The organism is Blautia sp. OM06-15AC (assembly GCF_003481425.1).
GTDB lineage: Bacteria > Bacillota > Clostridia > Lachnospirales > Lachnospiraceae > Fusicatenibacter > Fusicatenibacter saccharivorans.
The window spans coordinates 331,018-350,167 of the sequence record NZ_QULD01000001.1 but is presented as its reverse complement, the minus strand read 5'-3'; the positions used below and the strand labels follow the sequence as shown (position 1 = coordinate 350,167).

At 44.5% G+C, this 19,150-nt stretch carries 16 protein-coding genes, 1 other RNA gene and 1 pseudogene; all 18 read right to left on the bottom strand.

What is annotated here, in order from left to right; all coding sequences use genetic code 11:
• Window positions 1–83: 83 nt before the first annotated feature.
• Window positions 84–260, bottom strand: coding sequence for a YccF domain-containing protein (locus DXB83_RS01795; protein ID WP_082424435.1), 177 nt, complete (start codon window positions 258–260; stop codon window positions 84–86).
• 38 nt (window positions 261–298) lie between these two features.
• Window positions 299–775, bottom strand: a complete 477-nt coding sequence (locus DXB83_RS01790; protein WP_117509084.1) for an LURP-one-related/scramblase family protein — start codon at window positions 773–775, stop codon at window positions 299–301.
• Between the two features lie 116 nt (window positions 776–891).
• Entirely contained in the window at window positions 892–1,485 is a 594-nt protein-coding gene (locus DXB83_RS01785) for a type IV toxin-antitoxin system AbiEi family antitoxin domain-containing protein (RefSeq protein ID WP_022463308.1), read from the bottom strand.
• Between the two features lie 607 nt (window positions 1,486–2,092).
• A complete protein-coding gene (locus DXB83_RS01780; protein WP_118697207.1) occupies window positions 2,093–2,713 on the bottom strand; it encodes a hypothetical protein in 621 nt (206 codons plus the stop codon).
• Between the two features lie 16 nt (window positions 2,714–2,729).
• Window positions 2,730–3,494, bottom strand: a complete 765-nt coding sequence (locus DXB83_RS01775) for a carbohydrate ABC transporter permease (RefSeq protein ID WP_147326093.1) — start codon at window positions 3,492–3,494, stop codon at window positions 2,730–2,732.
• 21 nt (window positions 3,495–3,515) lie between these two features.
• Window positions 3,516–4,364: a carbohydrate ABC transporter permease gene (locus DXB83_RS01770; RefSeq protein ID WP_055266562.1), complete on the bottom strand. Its 849-nt coding sequence runs from the start codon at window positions 4,362–4,364 to the stop codon at window positions 3,516–3,518.
• Between the two features lie 35 nt (window positions 4,365–4,399).
• Window positions 4,400–5,752 (bottom strand): ABC transporter substrate-binding protein, encoded by a 1,353-nt coding sequence (locus DXB83_RS01765; protein ID WP_118697206.1) that lies wholly within the window; start codon window positions 5,750–5,752, stop codon window positions 4,400–4,402.
• Between the two features lie 227 nt (window positions 5,753–5,979).
• Window positions 5,980–6,411, bottom strand: a pseudogene (locus DXB83_RS17225) (DUF188 domain-containing protein).
• 13 nt (window positions 6,412–6,424) lie between these two features.
• The gene (locus tag DXB83_RS01755; protein ID WP_117760391.1) at window positions 6,425–7,885 is read right to left on the bottom strand and encodes an RNA-binding domain-containing protein; all 1,461 of its coding nucleotides are present in this window, start codon (window positions 7,883–7,885) and stop codon (window positions 6,425–6,427) included.
• A gap of 745 nt (window positions 7,886–8,630) precedes the next feature.
• Window positions 8,631–8,988, bottom strand: a transfer-messenger RNA (tmRNA) gene (gene ssrA, locus DXB83_RS01750).
• A gap of 128 nt (window positions 8,989–9,116) precedes the next feature.
• The gene (smpB, locus tag DXB83_RS01745) at window positions 9,117–9,587 is read right to left on the bottom strand and encodes an SsrA-binding protein SmpB (RefSeq protein ID WP_022463315.1); all 471 of its coding nucleotides are present in this window, start codon (window positions 9,585–9,587) and stop codon (window positions 9,117–9,119) included.
• 19 nt (window positions 9,588–9,606) lie between these two features.
• Window positions 9,607–11,436, bottom strand: coding sequence for a ribonuclease R (gene rnr, locus DXB83_RS01740; RefSeq protein ID WP_243001829.1), 1,830 nt, complete (start codon window positions 11,434–11,436; stop codon window positions 9,607–9,609).
• 223 nt (window positions 11,437–11,659) lie between these two features.
• Entirely contained in the window at window positions 11,660–11,896 is a 237-nt protein-coding gene (secG, locus tag DXB83_RS01735; protein ID WP_055226503.1) for a preprotein translocase subunit SecG, read from the bottom strand.
• Between the two features lie 86 nt (window positions 11,897–11,982).
• Window positions 11,983–13,326 carry a phosphopyruvate hydratase gene (gene eno, locus DXB83_RS01730; protein ID WP_118697205.1) on the bottom strand — a complete coding sequence of 448 codons (1,344 nt, stop codon included), beginning with the start codon at window positions 13,324–13,326 and terminating at the stop codon, window positions 11,983–11,985.
• Between the two features lie 553 nt (window positions 13,327–13,879).
• Window positions 13,880–15,421 (bottom strand): 2,3-bisphosphoglycerate-independent phosphoglycerate mutase, encoded by a 1,542-nt coding sequence (gene gpmI, locus DXB83_RS01725; RefSeq protein WP_022463319.1) that lies wholly within the window; start codon window positions 15,419–15,421, stop codon window positions 13,880–13,882.
• A 180-nt stretch (window positions 15,422–15,601) separates the two neighbouring features.
• Window positions 15,602–16,891, bottom strand: coding sequence for a homoserine dehydrogenase (locus DXB83_RS01720; protein WP_118697204.1), 1,290 nt, complete (start codon window positions 16,889–16,891; stop codon window positions 15,602–15,604).
• 15 nt (window positions 16,892–16,906) lie between these two features.
• Complete coding sequence (locus DXB83_RS01715; protein ID WP_055218381.1) at window positions 16,907–17,290, bottom strand: RidA family protein; 384 nt, start codon at window positions 17,288–17,290, stop codon at window positions 16,907–16,909.
• A gap of 347 nt (window positions 17,291–17,637) precedes the next feature.
• On the bottom strand, window positions 17,638–19,146 hold the full coding sequence (locus tag DXB83_RS01710; protein ID WP_118697203.1) for an ATP-binding protein: 1,509 nt from the start codon (window positions 19,144–19,146) through the stop codon (window positions 17,638–17,640).
• Window positions 19,147–19,150 lie beyond the last annotated feature (4 nt).

Sequence of the window (19,150 nt, the reverse complement as noted above, 5' to 3'; positions counted from 1 at the left end):
TGTTTCTATTTGCATCAAAGGAATGGCCGCCTCATGATATGCATAGAAAAAGACCGGTAACCCGATCTTTTTCCATACACCTTTTATCCAATTACACTCGTGCCAAATGGCATAAACGAAAGCCTTGCCATCTTGAAAAACTGCCGTCCAAACGGAATTCCAACAATCGTAATACACCAGATGCATCCTGCAAAAATCCATGCAAGTCCGCCGAACATGCCTCCAAATATAAACCACAGAATATTTCCCAAAGTTCTCATATCCGCATCTCCCCTGACGCCATTCCAGACACCACCAGCTATCCATTATTTTGTGAACAGTTTGCCGCATCGATCGCCAGCACCAGTAATAATGCCGGAATTTCATTGCTCGGATTATCATATTCGATGACATACATGTCACCCCAGCTCAGAAGTTTTTTATGTACGTGGACGACTGCACTGCAGGCTTCATATACATCGTAATCCCATCCCATGAAGTCACCTTCTGCACGCCATCCCATGAAATCTACATCGTATTTGGGGCGGAACAGTGCAAAACGTTTTTCGATATGTCCCATTAACTGCCCGTTCCATTCAATTTCGAAAGTCGGAAGAAAGCAAAATAATTTCTGTTTGATAAACCCAATTTCATTATGCGCCGCATCGTACACATGCAGACGGTGTCCCAGCGAGATAAATTCATTTTTCACAAAATACTTTTGGTTCCCCTGCTCGTCATAGATATCATACGTGTCTGACCAGGAAAATACACGTTGTTTGATTAGTAACTGCATATCTGCTCCCCTTTTCATTTTTCTATCAGATAATCAACTTTTTTATGGAAAATTTTTCCTTTTCCCCTTAATTTTCGACCGCGATTTTGACCCCATTTTTTTCGGTCTGAAACAGTCTATAGCAAAACCTCCATATATCGCAGCACCTTTGGCTTCACACGAAGCTGATCTGCGTACTGCATCAGTCTGTGAATGTTCTTATCCTTGGATGCTGCATAGCGTTTCATAGCTTCTCCGACAATCTGTATATCACTGCCGCTGCCGCGCAGGATGTCACACAGCGTCCGTTCCAAATTGTAAACACGAATTGGATTGCCGGATGGGGATTTCATTTCAATTCTGCCAAGTTCATAGTTCTCCGGCACAACGCGCTTGACAATTAGATTTTCCCGTTTCAAGGATGAAGCATTGTAGCCTTTGGGAAAGGTCATCGTATATTTTGCCGGGGTACGATCCGAATAGCCCCGCAGATACAAAGCAGTATCGTGCGAATAAATTCCGCGCCCATACTTTCGCTGTAAAAGGTAGAAATCATCCTCCCATACGTCGCTCCACACATACAGGCCACGCCCGAAGCGGTATATCTCGCCGCTCTTGACAAACTTCTGTAAAACGCTGCGGTGCAGTCCGGCTTCTGTTACTTGCGCTGCGGTAATCGTACCGTCCTCTGACGCTTCTCGCAGTTCTTCGATTTTCTCCTTAACATTCATGTTTCTCACCCCTCTTTGACAATCACACATTATATTATATTGAAATAATGTGTGATTGTCAACTGTAAAGCGACGAACACACATTAAATTACGTAAAAATAATGTGTGATTGTCAGATATCAGGGAATTTCTAACATGTACTTAAGTAAAAAACAAAGAACGGCATAGCCGTTAAGCTATATCGTTCCTTGTTTCCATATTTTTTAAATTACCACCGCATTACTGGCGTTTTTTCTGCGGACGGTTTCTTCCAGCACACCGAAAAATCCTGCCACCAGCGCCATTAAAATGCCGGTCAAGGTCGCATCTCCTGTTTCTAGGCTTCCGGCTTTGGTGATAGTCGTACATTTTTCATTGTCATTCACAATGTTTCCAGTTCTTACGATTAGGACCGTAGTTCTTATGAAGCGGTTATGGCATAATCAATATATAGAAGCAAATGCAATTGATAAGTTACGGAATATATTGGGCTACAATGCGAAAGGTATCATGACGCATTATTCGGATGACAATGTGTTTTAAAGCCTGTATAAATCGACACATGCATAGAACATAATGAAACAGCCTCACCCCTGAAAGTCCCGGTAGTGAGGCTGTATTCTTTTCCTTAATCTTTTTCTGTTAATTTCACCCGTTCTCCATTTGTCAGTTCTGATGTGCTTACGACCATCGGTTCGTCTACTTCTGATAAAAGTACCACGAAATCTGAATTTCTATTTGGAAAACATGTCACAGCTTTTTCTTCCAGAATATTTTCATACCCCCAGGCTCCCTTCTGACGCTTAATATAATAGACACACGTTTTTCCAAAGTCTCCTTCATGAATCGCCTGCCGTGTGATCACTTTTGGAAAAACATCTTCAGAAGTGATTTCGATTTTTCCCTCAACGTTTTCACTAATCGAATGTTTTTCATACAGATCTACCGTAAGCTCATACAAATCATCCTTTCGAATGACAGAACACACTTTTCCAACCAGAAGATCTCTGCCCTCCTGCAGCAAAGATTCCGGAACGTTATCATACACGCTGATATAGCCAATTGCCTGATCAGCTGCGCTTACTTCCAAATCAACTGGAAATTCATACTCAATGCTGCCTTCCTGTGCCTCCTCTGTCCAGACGGAAGGAAGCGTTTTGTTCTCTTCTTTGACCGACCAAAACGTTGCGGCAGTTAAAAACAGAAACCACAGAGCGATTAACCCTATACTTATTTTTTTGAACTTCATCGTACTTTCTTCCCCTCTACGCTTTCACACCGGACATACTGATTCCCTGTATCAAATAGTCCTGTCCCATTAAGAATATCAATAAAACTGGTACTGCGTAAAAAACGGACGCTGCATAAAAGATATCCGGCTGTTCCTCTAAAATCTGGCAAAGATACACGGATAACGGCTGCTGATATGGCTCTCTCAAAAAAATGACCGCCTGGTCTACAATATTCCAATTGTCAATAAAAATCAGGATTAATGCAGCAGCAATGGCTGAACTCAAATTAGGCTTTACAATGGAACGATAAATTCTGTATTCGCTGGCTCCGTCCAGTCTGGCTGCTTCTAACGTTTCCTGCGGAAAATCCTGTATCTGCTGACGAATCAGAAATACCCCCAATGGCTGAAACATTGCCGGAAGAATAATTGCCAAGGACGAATTTTGAATGCCCAGCCAATTCGCCACTAAATAATTTGGCACTAAAGTCAGCTGCAGCGGCATAAGCATGACAATCATGTAAAGATAGAACAAAATCTCCTTGTATTTCCACCTGCATTGCCAAAAGCCGTATGCGGCAAGCGGTGCAAGCAAAAGCTGTCCAATCAAAACCGGAATAGTAATAATCAGGGAATTCCACATCATCCGCAAATACAAAGGTCTCTTAAAGAGCAATATAAGATACTCTTCTGGAACTTGTACCGACTTTCCAGCCACAAACAACAACGGAATGACTGCCAAAATGACAGCTCCCATGCAGATCAGCTTTTCGAAAAAATTCGAATATCTCTTTTTCATAAAATCACCCACAAAAGATCTTTACAAATAATCCAGATTCTTCCTCTGGACCCGATAAATGATGCCCAGAAAGATTCCCAGTATGAGAAACATACACCATGCTGCAGCAGACAGTTTCTGCATATTAAGTGACAAAAACTGGTTATTCATATAGTGCTGCAGCATATAAACATACGGTGATGGATAGGCCCCATACAGCATATAGATCTCTTTAAAAACCTTAAAAGAATTCACGATCGACATCAACAGCACAACTAACGTCGTTGGTTTTAATAAGATCCATGTAATATATTGGAATTCCTGCCGCCCTGTAGCTCCATCCAGCTGGCACTGCTCATGATAGATCTGCGGAATCCAGTTTATCCCGGACCAGAAAAGGACAATCGAAAAACTGATATTTTTCCACAGATACATCAGGATAATAATCAAAATGGCCCATCTGGAATTCTCAATATCGAACATGTTTTTTCCAAAAAGCTGTAAAAACCCATCCAGAAAACCATTTCTCTCAAACAAATATTTCCAGAAAGCAATCACCGTTCCAGATGGAACGATTAATGGGATCAGGAGCAGGATAAGAAGAATTCGACCTCTCCTCTGCTTTTTCAAAACCAGTACCAGAAGCAAAGCAATCGCCATTCCCAGCGGTATTGCAATCCCGCAAAAAATTCCGGTATTACGGAGTGCTGAAAGGAATAACTCATTTTCGAATAACAGTTTAAAGTTTTTAAGACCCACCCATTCCTTGTTCATCATGTTGTCAATCACTGCAAAATACAAAGACAGAAGAAACGGCACGATGTAAAAAGCCATGATCCCGATAAAACTTGGAAGGATAAAACACATATAAATAAAATTTCGTTTTTTCATTTCATATACCTGATTCCATGGATTAAGGACAGCTTCTACTCATTAACATAAAGCTCTGCTCTTTGCTGAAAAAGCTTCGCACATTCCTCTGGGGTGATTTTCTGCTCCATACATTCGTTTCGAATTTCAGTCAAAATACTGTCTAACTGTAAATCCCGAAAAGCTTTTGCAGAAACTTTTTCATTGTATGCTTCCCATTTTTCTGCTGTGTCGTCATCATTTTCCAATTGATACGCAACAAGCTGCCGTGTGTTTTCTTTGTTCAGCATACTGCCATAGGTAAAGAAATTTCTGTAGTAAGAATCACTGTTTGCATCTTCGAACTCAAATTGTTTCTGACCAATGCAGAATTTGATAAATTCCCATGCAAGCGCTTTATCTTTGCAGCCTGAACTCATGGAAAAGTCCTCACCACTTCTCCAGAAAGGAATTTTTCCATCCGTTGATTTCAACAGGATCGGTTTTGTTGCCGTATCGGTTTCTTCAAACATTCCGCTCGGAGAACCTTCGAGTAAATTTGTAAATGTATTCAGCAGGACACTCTTTCCGGAAAAGCTTTTAATATCCGTGAATGCATGGGTCGCATAGGATGGTTGATATTGATACAGTTCCTGCATTTTTCTCAGAAAATCCACATAATTTTCTGAATCAAAATTTACTTCTTCCTTCTTCAAATAAGCTCTGTCCTCTGTCATCGGCAGAAACACGTAAATATTGTTTTGTACATCAATCGTAAAATCATCATCTGCAATTGGCTTGGCCTGCTGATATAACTCATATAAATCATTGATATCCATTTCGTCCGGGACTTCATAATTCAGTTCATCCGTTATGTTTCTATTCAACCGAAGCATAACATAATAAAAACCTTCCGGAATTTGATACAGTTTTCCATCGACTTCTGCTGCTCGCAGGATATTATCGTAATAATCATCTCTGTTAAAATTAGGATCTGCATCAATATACTGATTTAAGTCCTCGAAATAGCCGCTGCCTTTCGTCTTAATTTCCGATGGTAAATACGTTGCATCATAAATATCCGCCCGTTGATCCGATGCAAGTTCTGTAAGCAAGGTATTTAAGCCTTCATTATACTGTTCATCCGTAACATCATTGTCAAAAACAACCTTTGTTTCAATTTTTACGCCTGGATGCTCCTTCATAAATAAATCAATCATATGCTGGGTCTGCGGCTCAATAAATAAGGTTCCATATGTAAGCGTTCCTTCCAAATCAGCTCCCTCTTCATAGACAGAAATATCATTTCTCACATCTTTTTCATCTTGGGACCCACTTTGTGTGCTTCCACAGGCGCCAATCGCTGCTGCACATAGCATTCCAATTACCACGCAGGATACCTTTTTACCATATTTTCCGAGTTTTTTCATAGGCACTTTTCCTTTCAATTTTTCTCACCGCTTATATTTCTATATTTTATTATATACCCTCCGTTTCATTTGACAATATGCTTATTTTTACTATATTTTCAGAATTATTTTTATTAGTTTTGCACCTAAAAATGCCCTGACACTTTTTCCTTTTTGAAAAATAGCATCCGGGCATATCTCCTAATATTATCAAATCACTTTATTTCACTCTCTGATAATTTTATCTTCTAAACTCTTTTCCTTCTTTCTCCTGTATCATCCCTAACATTTTTTTCAAAAGACTGTTCAAATCCCTCAGTATCCGCCTTTTTTTCGCTTCTTTGTCCTTCTGACACGATGATGCGGGTATTTTTTCACTTCGTTGTTTAAATAACGCTCCATGAGAATGATTAATCGCATAAGAACCTCTTCCCAACGCTATCGCCGTCACACCATAATCCTGCGATACGACAATATCGCCTTTATGACAGACACGGATCAGTTCATAATCCACAGCATCTGCTCCATCACCAACCACGACTATTTCGCTATAATCCGATATCAAATATCAAATCATGATTGGTATCGCACAACAGTGTTACCGGAACACAATGCTCTTTTGCAATTTTCTCAACCGTCTCAATTACCGGACAGGCATCTGCATCGACCAATATTTGCATTCTTCTGTTTCTCCTACTTTATGATTACCCAATTCGATTTTCTGTTTGTTCCATTTTGTACCAACACACCATTTTGCTGTAAAGAAACAAATATTCGTGAAACAGTTCTTTTGGACACACCGATCTGTTCCGCATAATACGCCTGGGTTGCAAATGGGTTCTTTTCTATAGCCTGTAACAGTTTTTCTATCTGAACCTGTTCCTTCGTTCGTGATATTTTAACGCCATCAATGCCATTTTTTATATCATTAACGCCATTTTTTGTTTTCTTGGCGTTGATTCTGGCGTTATTTGTATCGTTTTGTCCTCGATAGATATTGATACGCAAGTCAACTTCTCCACCAATAAACTCCGGTTCCTGTAGTCCAGCAGATTTTACCTTGTCTATAATTCTCGGAATCCCGCTTCCCCAATGTTCAATCAGATTCATATACGAAAAGGCATGTGCAAGGGCTTCATTCCTGATTTTGGAATAGCCTTCTTTCATACGCTCCAACGTTTGTCCCATCGGCAATTTCCCCGGCGATGTGATTTCCAGTCGGTTGTCATACACCGCAACCTGTATTGTACCATGATCCAGATAGCTGCGATGCACCACCGCGTTGATAATCAGCTCACGAATTGCATCCGGCGGGATTTCATAAATATCCTGACGGTAAATGCCGACAAGCGTAGCTCCCAGATGAATATTTCGCAGAACAAACTGAAATGCTTCCTCTATTTGTTCCCACAAAGGACCCGTATATTCCCTTCGATCAACAAAAACCGCTTTCGTTGTTCCCTTAAACACACCGCACTGAATGGCAACATGAAGCCCTCCACAGCCCGTTAAGATAGCATAAGCGTTAGAAGGGTAGTCTTTTCCATCACGTTCAATCAAAATACCCCAGGACCGAAGCTGCTGCTTTCCAACGTCTTTTACCGATGCTTTCTGCTCCTCATTATGGGCATTTTTGACTGCCTGCTCCTTCATCGCTTTACAAAGCGTATCAATTTCTTCTTCTGTAACACTCAGTCCAGTACATAACGCCTGATCAAAATAACGATTGCTTCCCTCAAGCATCAGCTCTTTGATCATATACTCGTCAGCAAGCCGGGTTGTTCCAGCAACACGGACATATACGCCTCTCTCTCGTCCAAGCGCTTTAATGTAATATGGCCGCTGTCTGCCTTCAGAAATTTCTGCCACAATAACCGTCTTGCCATCAACTGTCTGCAGCGTAATATCTGGAATAATTGCCGGTTCACAGCTATCCGAGACGGCATTGGCAATCGCATCCATCTTTTTGAATACATCTTCCTTGTCAAAGCCAACCACTTCTCGGGTTTTATCCGCAATTCCAAAAATAATTTTTCCTCCGGTTCCATTTGCAAAGGCAACCACAGACTTCATATATTTGATGCTCTTTTCCGGCAGGTTCTCTTTGAATTCTACGTTTTTGGATTCTCCTGCAAGAATTTCTTCTATGGTCATAAATACACCTCGCTATCCGTGTTTATTTTAATAAATCAATGCTTAAAGTTCTCTTTATATCTGTTACCTTAACATATAATTCTCATTCAAGCAATGCAGTACTTTTAAAAATCGTAATTCATTTTTTCAAGTCTGTCAATTCTATTATTTTCCTTTTCTCGCGCATGATCAGATTCAATCATAGGGCGAAAAGTACAGAATCTATTAGTCCCTTACCAACTCAAAACATCCTTAAGCATTTGTTTTACCGCTTCAAAAGTTAACCTGCTGGATATTTTTTTATATTGTGAACAGAAATCTTTGTTATAAGGAGCCACCGTTTTTAAATAGTGCATATGCACTATTTTCTTACCGAAGATGACGATCTTGATGAGGATGAATTTGAAGAAGGCTTTTACATTGACTTCTTTTAATCTATCGTCTGTTTGCCATGCCCGCCTTTGTGCGGGCTCTTTTTATCAAGAGTTCGACGGAAGTCGAACTTTCCTATTGTACAAAAAAGCAGGCACATCAAGTATCTCTACTTCATGTGCCTGCAGCACTTTGAAACGGTCTCTTTTACGTTCTTAACAGTGCGAATAAAGATAAAGTTTGACAAAATTTCGAATTTTTCCTTTCTTTTTTGACCAAAATTCATGCGGTTTTAAACGGTCTGAAACGGTCTAAAGCGGCATTTTTGCCCTGTTTTTTCCATCAAAAATGTACAAAAAAACCGCTAAAACACTGGATTTTAGCGGTTTTTCAGGTATGGACCTGAGGGGAATCGAACCCCTGTCCGAAAGCCTATTCATTCAGGCATCTCCCATTACAGTCATTCTATTAAAGGTTCCCCCATCGGCACGCCGGATGACAGGCTTGCCGCTTCGGTAGCTTCATAAAATCTTTCATCTCCGCAAAGCTTTGGAAACGAAGTGCTCCGCATCTGTTTGATGCCAGGAGAATAGCCGCGGAAAACTATTCAGCTGACAACGCCGCACTTAGGCAGCGTACGCTACGTAATTATCGTCTGCGTTTAAATTTAGGTTCCAGGTTGATGACGCGGTCCCGGAGTCCACGAATGGCTTCCCAAACTTCAAAACCCCCGTCGAAACCAGTACAAGCCCGTGCTGGCTCTACAGACGCTTTTCTTTGATACGGGGACGCAAACAGATCGTCCCGGTGCAGTGAAAACTCTCTTTCAACTGCCGTATATTGTATTATAGTCTTTCCCCATACTTTTTGTCAAGGATTTTTAATACAGATTTTTAACTTTGAAATCTCTCTCCGCCTCACGTCTCTGATCCTTCTTTGCGATATCCTGCCGTTTATCATACAGTTTTTTACCGCGTGCCAGACCGATCTCGACTTTTACGAGGCTGCCTTTAAAATACACCTGCAGCGGAACGAGCGTGTAGCCTTTTTCCTTGATCTGCGCCTCAAGTTTGCGGATCTCATAGTCGTGCAGCAGCAGTTTCCGGATGCGCAGCGGGTCTTTATTGAATATGTTGCCCTTCTCGTACGGACTGATGTGCATGCCGTAGATGAATACCTCATCACGCTCAATGCGGATGAAGGACTCCTTGATGCTGCATTTTCCCATGCGGAGGGATTTTACCTCGGTACCGGCAAGGGAGATGCCGGCCTCGTATTTATCCTCGATAAAATAGTCATGATATGCCTTTTTATTGTTGGCAATCATTCGATTTCCTTTTTGTTTTGCCATAACTTTTTCCTCCAGGGATTTATTCTGTCTCGGTTTCTTTTTCTACATACGTAAAATCGATTGTCCGGTTGGCAGGCTCGGCGTTTCGTACACGGACACGCACCGGCTCACCAAGGCGGAATACTCTTCCGTGCTGCTCTCCGACCAGACGGTAATTTTCTTCATCAAAATTATAATAATCGTCTTTCAGTGTCATGATGTGAACGAGTCCCTCAACGGTATTTGGCAGCTCCACATAGAAGCCCCATCCGGTCACGCCGGAAATGACGCCGTCGTACTCTTCGCCGACATGCTCCAGCATATATTCGGCTTTCTTCAGCTTCACAGCCTCTCTTTCTGCCTCTGCAGCACGCTGCTCCATCGCACTCGACTGCTCCGCCACATGCTGCAAAATGGACGAATATTTGCCGATTCTGCCGCCCTTGTCGAGACGTCCCCGCAGATCATCCTTGATAATGCGGTGGATCTGCAGATCCGGGTAACGGCGGATTGGTGAGGTAAAATGGCAGTAATATGACGCTGCCAGTCCGAAGTGGCCGCTGCATTCCGGGGTATAAATGGCTCTTGCCATCGACCGGAGCAGCAGGCGGCTGATCAGCGGCTCTTCCGGGGTTCCCTCGATGCTGGTGAGAATCTTCTGCACCTCACCCGGCGTAATCTCATGGGAACGCTTTTCGACTTTGATGCCCTGTTCACGGATCAGCGTCAGCGTTGCCTCCATGCGGTCTCCGTCCGGCTTGTCATGCGTCCGGTATAAGAACGGGATTTCGCGTGTGCAGTATTCCTCTGCCACGGTCTCGTTCGCCATCAGCATGAAGTCCTCGATCATCCGTGTTGCCACGTTCGACGGATACGGGCGGATCTCCACCGGCGTCCCTTCTGCATCAAGAATTACTTTGCTCTCCGGGAATTCAAAATCAATTGCTCCGCGTTCTTTCCGACAGCTCCGGATCAGTGCAGACAGTTCCTGCATCTGGCGGAACATCGGAACCAGCTCATGATATTCCTCCAGCAGCTCCGGATGTGCTTCCGGCTCGGTCAGGATTGCATTGACGGCGGTGTAGGTCATGCGGCGGTCCACGCGGATCACCGTCTCAGCGATCTGATGGCCGATCACACGGCCTTTCTCGTTGATCGTCATAATACAGGAGAGTGCCAGGCGCTCCTGTCCTTCATTCAGGGAACAGATGCCGTTTGACAGACGCTTCGGCAGCATCGGAATGACGCGGTCCGGCAGATAGACACTGGTGCCGCGCTTTAACGCCTCACGGTCGAGGGCGGAATTTTCCTGCACATAGTTGCTGACATCAGCGATATGAACGCCAAGCGTCCACGTATCGCCCGCTTTTGTGACGGATACGGCGTCATCGAGGTCTTTGGCATCCTCGCCGTCGATTGTCACCATCTGCCAGCTTTTCAGATCGAGGCGGCCATTGTAATCGTTTGGAATTACTTCCTCCGGGCATTTTTCTGCCTGTGTGATCACGCGTGCCGGGAACTCCTCCGGGATCTGGTAAACGTCCACGACTGCCTGGATATCGACAGTCTGGATACGCGGCTTCTTCTCTGTGTCGCCGTCCTTTCCATTCTTTCTACGGAATCGGTCATCGCGTCCTCTTCTGCCCTGCTCTCCGGCGCGGCGGTCTCTTTTTTCCCGTTTTTCCGTCGTTGTGGATGCACCGCGGCTCTTCTGGTAACGGCCGTCGGAGATCACATCGATTTTTCCTTCTTTTACCAGGATTTCCATAACCTCCGCAAGCTCCGACCGTTTTGCTTTCGGCACCTGCAGCAGCATGGCAATGTCTTTCAGACGCATCGGCTCATAGTTTTTCGAGCTTACGAGATCCATGAGCAGCGTCTTGCGGTTTTTCAGCAGTTTCGAACTTCTGGAACGCGGATGGCCCGCATGACCGCCATGGTTCCCGCTGTTCTGTCCTGCATGGGACGCCGCACTGCCCTGCGGATATTTCCTCCGATCTTTTTTCTTCTTATTATCTTTCATCTATTATCTCCTCTTTGTAGAAAAAGACACCCTTACGCCTTCTCGTGGGAATAAGGATGTCTTTACTTTGCTAAAAATTCATGTTTAATACAACCGACAGTACAATAAACAGAACTGCCATGATTTTTGTTGCACGGATCAGAGTTCCTTCTGCAGAACGGCTTTTGTTTCTTCCCCAGTAAGTGTCTGAGATACCTGCGATAGCACCGAGACCCTGCTGTTTTCCTTCCTGCATCAATACAACAACGGTTAAAGCAATACAATCAATGACATAAATGACTGTCAAAATCGTTCTTAAAATTTCCACAATTACACCTCCTACGGCCAACTTATATTATTTTACCATAGCGGAAGAACGATTTCAACTGTTATTTGCCTATTTTACGCCGTTTTTCACCATTCTCTTACGCCGGTTCCCTTTTGCGGGAACGGATTCCGGTATTTCGCTTCCTCACCGAGGCGTTCCTCGATGCGGAGAAGCTCATTGTATTTCGCATTCCGCTCCGACCGGCACGGTGCTCCGGTTTTGATCTGGCCGGCGCCTGTCGCGACGGCAAGGTCTGCCAGAAAATCATCCTCTGTCTCTCCGGACCGGTGGGAAATGACGGCGCGGTACCCTGCTCTCTGCGCCATCTCCACCGCATCCAGCGCCTCAGAGAGCGTTCCGATCTGGTTTACCTTGATCAGAACCGCATTTGCCGTGCCAAGTGCAATGCCGCAGGAAAGCCTTCTTACATTCGTCACAAACAGATCATCCCCGACCAGCTGTACTCTGTTCCCGAGCGCTTCCGTCATCTGTTTCCAGCCTTCGAAATCGTCCTCGCACAGCCCGTCTTCGATGGATACGATCGGGTATTTTTCGATCAGTTCCTCATAGTAGGCAACCATTTCTGCGGTATCCCGAAATACTGTCTTTCCGCACTGACGGGATTCCCCGGGAAAGTAGTAGACGTTCCTGCTCTCCTCGTAGAGCTCGCTTGCCGCCACATCGATCGCGATCATCACGTCGTTTCCGGGCGCATAGCCGGCTTTCTGGACCGCATTGACAATGAGCTGCAGTGCTTCATCGGAATCCTTTAAATCCGGCGCAAAGCCGCCCTCATCGCCGACAGAAGTCGAGTATCCCTTCTCCTTCAGGAGCTGCTTCAGCGTATGGTAAATCTCCGCGCACATGGAAAGACCCTCCCGGAATGAGGGAGCGCCGCACGGCATAATCATAAATTCCTGCAGATCGACGGTGTTGTCGGCATGACGGCCGCCGTTTAAAATATTCATCATCGGCACGGGCATACGGCTTGTGTGGCAGCCGCCCAGGTACTGGTACAGCGGCAGATGAAGCGCATTTGCCGCCGCGCGCGCCACAGCAAGTGAGACACCGAGAATGGCGTTTGCCCCGAGGTTTTCTTTCGTTTCGGTTCCGTCTGCCTGGCACAGGATATGGTCAATCCGCTCCTGCTCGAGCGCATTCTCGCCGACAACGGCATCGGCCAGCACGGTATTGACCGCTTCTACAGCCTTTCTCACGCCCTGCCCCAGATAGCGCACTTCCTGATCTCTTTTTTCCAGTGCCTCAAATTTTCCTGTCGATGCCCCGGACGGCACCTGGGCACGCCCCATATGGCCTTCCAGCCCGAGAATCCCCTCCCCGACGGCCACTTCCACCTCTACGGTCGGATTTCCGCGCGAATCCAGAATTTCTCTTCCTGTCACGCTTCGAATTGGTAAATATCGAAACATAGTTTTCCCTCCTGTTTTGCTGCAAAGTGAACAGTAACCAAGTTTCTTCTCTGCGTTCACAGTATGACCGTGCTATGGGAAAAATATGTTGCTCTCTCTGTCGAAACCTCTTTTTTCCAGTCCTTATTCTTTTCAAACATAAAAAAACGCAATATGAAAGCCATCCGATTTTTCCATTTTCGGATGGCTTTCATAAGTTAGAACTGTGCATTGGACTGAATCCTTTCTTTTTTTGTTCTTTTGTTTCGCTTTGGGGTACTTCGTTACGTTTTCTTGGGTCCATACCTTCGCTTTCTTAGTTTATGGGGTAATTCGTTATGTTCTCGGTGGTCCGTCCTCTCTTTCTGTTTTTTTCTTCCGTTTTCTTTTGTTGACTTTACTATATCAGTTTTCTCACCGTTTGTCAACACTTTATTTTGATTTTTTATCTGTTTTTTATTTTTATTCTGTCTCTTATTGCGTAATTATTTTTATTTTCAGATTATTATAATAAAATATCCCTGCCGAACCCGTTTCAAAACGAATCCGGCAGGGACATTTTCACGATTTCTCTTTATTTCTTAATCAGCAGGGATTTTCCTGTCATTTCTTTTGGCTGCTCCATTCCCATCAGCTCGATCAGGGTCGGTGCGATGTCTGCCAGGCATCCGCCCTCTCTTAACGTGTAGGATGGGTCTGCATTAACCAGAATGAACGGAACCGGATTGGTAGTATGAGCGGTGTATGGCTCGCCGGTCTCATAGTCTACAAGCTGCTCTGCATTTCCGTGGTCCGCACAGATGAACATCTGTCCGTCAACCTCTTTTAATGCATCAACTGCCTTGCCTACGCACTCATCAACAGCCTCAACTGCCTGGATTGCTGCGCTCTCAACACCGGTATGGCCAACCATATCCGGATTTGCAAAGTTGATGATGATAACATCATATTTCTGGGAACGAATAGCATCCGTCAGCTTGTCGCATACTTCGTAAGCACTCATCTCCGGCTTCAGGTCATAAGTAGCAACCTTCGGGGATTTTACAAGGATTCTATCCTCACCTTTATTTGGCTCCTCAACGCCGCCATTGAAGAAGAAGGTTACATGTGCATATTTCTCGGTCTCAGCAATACGTGCCTGAGTCATGTTATGTGCTGCCAGATACTCACCGAAGGTGTTGGTGATCTCTTCTTTTTTGAATGCAACGGATTTGTTCGGGATAGTCTCATCGTATTCCGTGAAGCATACGTAGGTCAGATCCAGACGTTTTTCTCTCTCAAATCCGGTGAACTCATCTGCACAGAATGCTCTTGTCAGCTCTCTTGCACGGTCCGGGCGGAAGTTGAAGAAAATTACAGAATCTTTATCCTGAATCGTTGCAACCGGTTTTCCGTCTTTTTTCAGAACGGTCGGCAGAACGAACTCATCGGTTTTTTCAGCATCATAGGAAGCCTGAACAGCCTCTGCTGCATCGGTTCCTTCTACGCCTTCCCCTTTTGTCAGAGCTTTGTAAGCCAGCTCGACACGATCCCAGCGGTTATCACGGTCCATTGCATAGTAACGGCCGGAGATCACGCCGATTTCGCCGACACCGATCTCATCCATTTTTGCCTGCAGCTGCTCAACATAGGATTTTCCGGATGCCGGAGGAGTGTCACGGCCATCCAGGAAGCAGTGTACATAAACTTTCTCGAGACCCTTACGTTTTGCCAGCTCCAGAAGTCCGAATACGTGGGTGATGTGGCTGTGAACACCGCCGTCAGAAAGAAGTCCGAACAGGTGCAGTGCGGAATTATTTGCTTTTGCATTTTCAACAGCCTTTACCAGCTCTTCATTCTCGAAGAAATCGCCGTCCTGGATTGCTTTCGTGATTCTGGTCAGCTCCTGATATACAACGCGGCCTGCGCCCATGTTCAGATGGCCTACCTCAGAGTTACCCATCTGTCCGTCCGGAAGACCTACAGCAAGTCCGCTGGCCTGTCCTTTTACGTACGGGCACTGGCTCATCAGCTGGTCCATAATCGGAGTTTTCGCTTCGCAGACAGCGTTATGCTCGCATTTGTCATTCAGTCCATATCCGTCAAGAATCATTAATACGGTTGGTTTTTTACTCATTGTGAATTCCCTTCTTTACTTAAATTTTGGGTAACAATCCAGAGCCCCGTCTCGATTCCGCTTACGCTGCATCTCGATGTTGCTTTTCGCCATATGAAACTCCAGAAAAAGCGCTCCTTCATGCAAGCATGATTCGCGATTTTTCTTCCATTTCGCATGGCTCTGAATTGTTACATTTTGTTAGTATACCCGGATTGTCGAAGAAATCTCCTGGATCATCGACATTCCGCCTAAAATCTGCATGGCATCCTCAAAATGGCGCTCTTTGACCTCGTCCGTAATGACGACGATCTCGGCGTATTTTCCATTGACACGTTTCTGAAGCATCTGTGCAATCGAAACCTTGTTGTTTCCAAAGACAGAAGCTACCGATGCCAGCGTTCCATACCGATTTTCAATCTGCATGCGTACAAAATATTTCGACTTAATTTCGCCGACACGCTTGATCGGGCATTCCCGGTAGCATGTGCAGCCGATTCTGCCGCAGCAGTTCCATAAAATATTGCGCACAACATCGAAAATATCGCCTACAACGGCACTCGCAGTCGGAAGCTCTCCGGCACCTCGTCCGTAAAACATCGTATCCTGTACGGCATCGCCTGTCAGGAATACGGCATTGTAGGAATCATTGACAGTCGCAAGCGGATGATTGCTGTCGATCAGCATCGGATGAACGCGGGCTTCGATTCCTTCCGGGGTATCTTTTGCCACGCCGAGCAGCTTGATCGTGCATCCCATCTCTTTTGCGTACTCGATATCGGTCGCCGTGATTTTGGTAATGCCTTCGGTGTAAACATCTTCAAATGTCACTCTGGAGTTGAACGCTGCCGAAGCCAGGATTGCTACCTTGCGGCCGGCATCAAGACCTTCCACATCTGCGGTCGGGTCTGCTTCTGCATAGCCCATGTCCTGCGCCAGACGGAGCGCATCACCAAACTCCATGCCTTCCTGCGACATTTTTGTCAGAATAAAATTTGTGGTACCGTTGAAAATACCCATCAGCTCTGTGATATGATTGGCTGCAAGGCACTGTTTCACCGGACGGATGATCGGAATTCCTCCTGCCACGGATGCCTCGTAGAGAAAATCTTTTCCGTTTCTCTTTGCTGTTGCAAGGATTTTTTTGCCCTCGGATGCCACCAGATCTTTGTTTGCCGTTACAACATTCTTTCCTGCATCCAGGCAGGCAAGAATGTAATTCATAGCCGGCTGTTTTCCACCCATAACCTCAACAACAATCTCAATCTCCGGGTCATTGGCAATGTCCTCAAAGTTCATGGTAATGATTGACGGATCATCAACCTTTGCAGCTGCTTTTTCCACATTGCGCACGAGAATTTTTTTCAGCTCCACACGCGCTCCCAGCTTCGGAAGCATTTCCTCCTGCTGGCTTTTCAGCACTTTGTACACACCGGTACCGACGGTGCCAAGACCCAGCATTCCGATTTTAATTACTCTTTCCTCTGCCATACTCATCTCTCTCTCTTATTTCAGGGATACGATGCATTCAATTTCTACTTTTGCTGCTTTCGGAAGAGCAGCAACTGCTACACAGGAACGAGCCGGTTTGGACTCGCCAAAGAAAGCACCGTATACTTCATTTACCTTGGCAAAATCGTTCATATCGGTCAGGAAAATGGTTGTTTTCATCACTTTCGTGCGGTCAGTTCCTGCTGCTGTCATGATTGCGTCCAGATTCTTTAAAGAGAGGGTTGCCTGCTCTTCTACAGTCTCCGGGATCACGCTGCCATGCTCTACATCAAAGCCAAGCTGTCCGGAAATAAATAAAAGGCCGTTGTCTGCGACTGCCTGTACATAAGGTCCGATTGCTGCCGGTGCTTTTTCTGTATTAATGATTTCTCTTGCCATAATCATATTCTCCTTTATGCTTTCTTTCGCGTCGTCTGATTTGCCGCGTTTTTTCCCTCTATCATGCGGTTTTTCCGACACTTTTGTCGTTCCCATCATATCACATGTGGGAGATGTCCGCAAGTGCGAAAAAGCCGCTCCCGGACACAAGAAAAGTTCAGAATCGTTCATTTCACATATCCAAATTCTATTAATTCATGTATGAACGCACTCCGTCTAGGATATCTTTTGTGATATGTCGACATAACAGCAATCACTTGTTTCTTTGATAACTGTTCTGTAAGTTCGTCTGATTTTCTTAAAAAAGCCGGTAAATTCATTTGCCTTTTCCAATCAAATCATCAATCCTATTTCATTTTATCCGTCAATATCCATTTTCCTTTTCGATTAGACCCCTCACGGATAACTTTACCTTCATGCTGCATTTTTGTAAGCATACGCTTAATCGTTGCCGTAGAAACTGCAAGCGCTTTTGCTAATTCTTTCTGAGTCAGTTTCGGATTTTTATAAATCATTTCTGACAATTGAATTTCAAGGTCATCTTTGGGATCATGATTGGGGTCATTGGGATCTCGATCGAGGTCAACAGGCTCATGATTGAGATTATCGGGCTCACGATTGAGATCATTTGACCCATGATTGAGGTCATGATCTCGATTTTTGACCTCAATGACCTCATTCTGGCCGCGATAAAGATTGATGCGGAAAGCTACTTCCATATCAATAAATTCCGGTTCACGCAATCCGTATTCCTGCATAGCCTGCATAAGTTTCGGAATACCACTTCCCCATGCTTCCACAAGGTTCATATAGGCAAAAGCATTGGCAAGCGAACGATTTCGGATTTTTGAAAATCCTTCCTTCATCAACTCAATCGTTACGCCAGGAAGCAGTCCACCAGGAGATGTGATCTCCAAGCGATCATCATAAATTGCCACCTGAATATTAGAATTCTGAATGTAACTGCAATTCATAACTGCATTAACGATCAACTCACGGATACTATCCGGCGGCAGTTCATAAATATCCTGTCGATATACGCCTTCCAGCCGACATCCCATACGAATATTTCTAAGGACAAACTGCACCGCTTCCTCTACTTGCTTCCAAAGCGGTCCTTCATAATTACGTCGATCCAAAAAGACAGCTCGCGTCGTTCCCTTAAACACAGCGCACTGTATCATGGAACGGAGTCCACCTTGTCCCGTTAAATAAATATACGCATTTGTCGGATAGATTTTTTCATTCTCATCTTTTTTCAAAATTCCCCAACTGAGCAAAATATTTTTCGTTACATCTTTAACTTCTGATCGCTGAAGATTGGATTTGCAGTTGGCAATAGCAACTTCTTTCATTTGTTCACAGAGACTTTTAATATCTTCATCGGTCACTTCCATATCTCTGCAGATTATTGAATCAAAAGAGCGGGCATCGCATTCATAATATAACTCTCTTGACATATCACGATCAGCAGGGCGTGTTGTTCCAGAAACTCGAATATATACGCCATTCTCCAGCCCCTCTGCCTTAATATAATATGGTTTCCGACGTCCCGTCCTGATTTCTGCAACAATTACAGGTTTATCATTTATATTTTGCAAATAAACATCCGGGATAATTGTAGGTTCACAACTGTCAGAAATAGCATTCGTAATCGCATCAATCTCCCGAAAAACTTTATCCTCCGGAATGCCAACAACTTCTCTTGTTTTATCGTCAATACCAAATATAATCCTCCCACCTTTTCCGTTAGCGAAAGCAACAACCGTTTTCATATATTTCATGCTCTTGTCTGGACGTTGTACTTTGAATTCAACGTTCTTGGATTCTCCAGCAAGGATTTCTTCTATTGTCATCCGA

Bases quoted from the DNA above. Each gene is read 5' to 3' on its own strand.
- DXB83_RS01755 (WP_117760391.1), bottom strand. From the start codon at position 7,885: ATGACCATAGAAGAAATTCTTGCAGGAGAATCCAAAAACGTAGAATTC.
- rnr (WP_243001829.1), bottom strand. From the start codon at position 11,436: ATGGATCTCGTAAGCTCGAAAAACTATGAGCCGATGCGTCTGAAAGAC.
- eno (WP_118697205.1), bottom strand. From the start codon at position 13,326: ATGTTTCGATATTTACCAATTCGAAGCGTGACAGGAAGAGAAATTCTG.
- DXB83_RS01790 (WP_117509084.1), bottom strand. From the start codon at position 775: ATGCAGTTACTAATCAAACAACGTGTATTTTCCTGGTCAGACACGTAT.
- DXB83_RS01775 (WP_147326093.1), bottom strand. From the start codon at position 3,494: ATGAAAAAGAGATATTCGAATTTTTTCGAAAAGCTGATCTGCATGGGA.
- smpB (WP_022463315.1), bottom strand. From the start codon at position 9,587: ATGGCAAAACAAAAAGGAAATCGAATGATTGCCAACAATAAAAAGGCA.
- DXB83_RS01720 (WP_118697204.1), bottom strand. From the start codon at position 16,891: ATGGCAGAGGAAAGAGTAATTAAAATCGGAATGCTGGGTCTTGGCACC.
- DXB83_RS01795 (WP_082424435.1), bottom strand. From the start codon at position 260: ATGAGAACTTTGGGAAATATTCTGTGGTTTATATTTGGAGGCATGTTC.
- gpmI (WP_022463319.1), bottom strand. From the start codon at position 15,421: ATGAGTAAAAAACCAACCGTATTAATGATTCTTGACGGATATGGACTG.
- DXB83_RS01780 (WP_118697207.1), bottom strand. From the start codon at position 2,713: ATGAAGTTCAAAAAAATAAGTATAGGGTTAATCGCTCTGTGGTTTCTG.
- DXB83_RS01715 (WP_055218381.1), bottom strand. From the start codon at position 17,290: ATGGCAAGAGAAATCATTAATACAGAAAAAGCACCGGCAGCAATCGGA.
- DXB83_RS01785 (WP_022463308.1), bottom strand. From the start codon at position 1,485: ATGAATGTTAAGGAGAAAATCGAAGAACTGCGAGAAGCGTCAGAGGAC.
- DXB83_RS01770 (WP_055266562.1), bottom strand. From the start codon at position 4,364: ATGAAAAAACGAAATTTTATTTATATGTGTTTTATCCTTCCAAGTTTT.
- DXB83_RS01765 (WP_118697206.1), bottom strand. From the start codon at position 5,752: ATGAAAAAACTCGGAAAATATGGTAAAAAGGTATCCTGCGTGGTAATT.
- DXB83_RS01710 (WP_118697203.1), bottom strand. From the start codon at position 19,146: ATGACAATAGAAGAAATCCTTGCTGGAGAATCCAAGAACGTTGAATTC.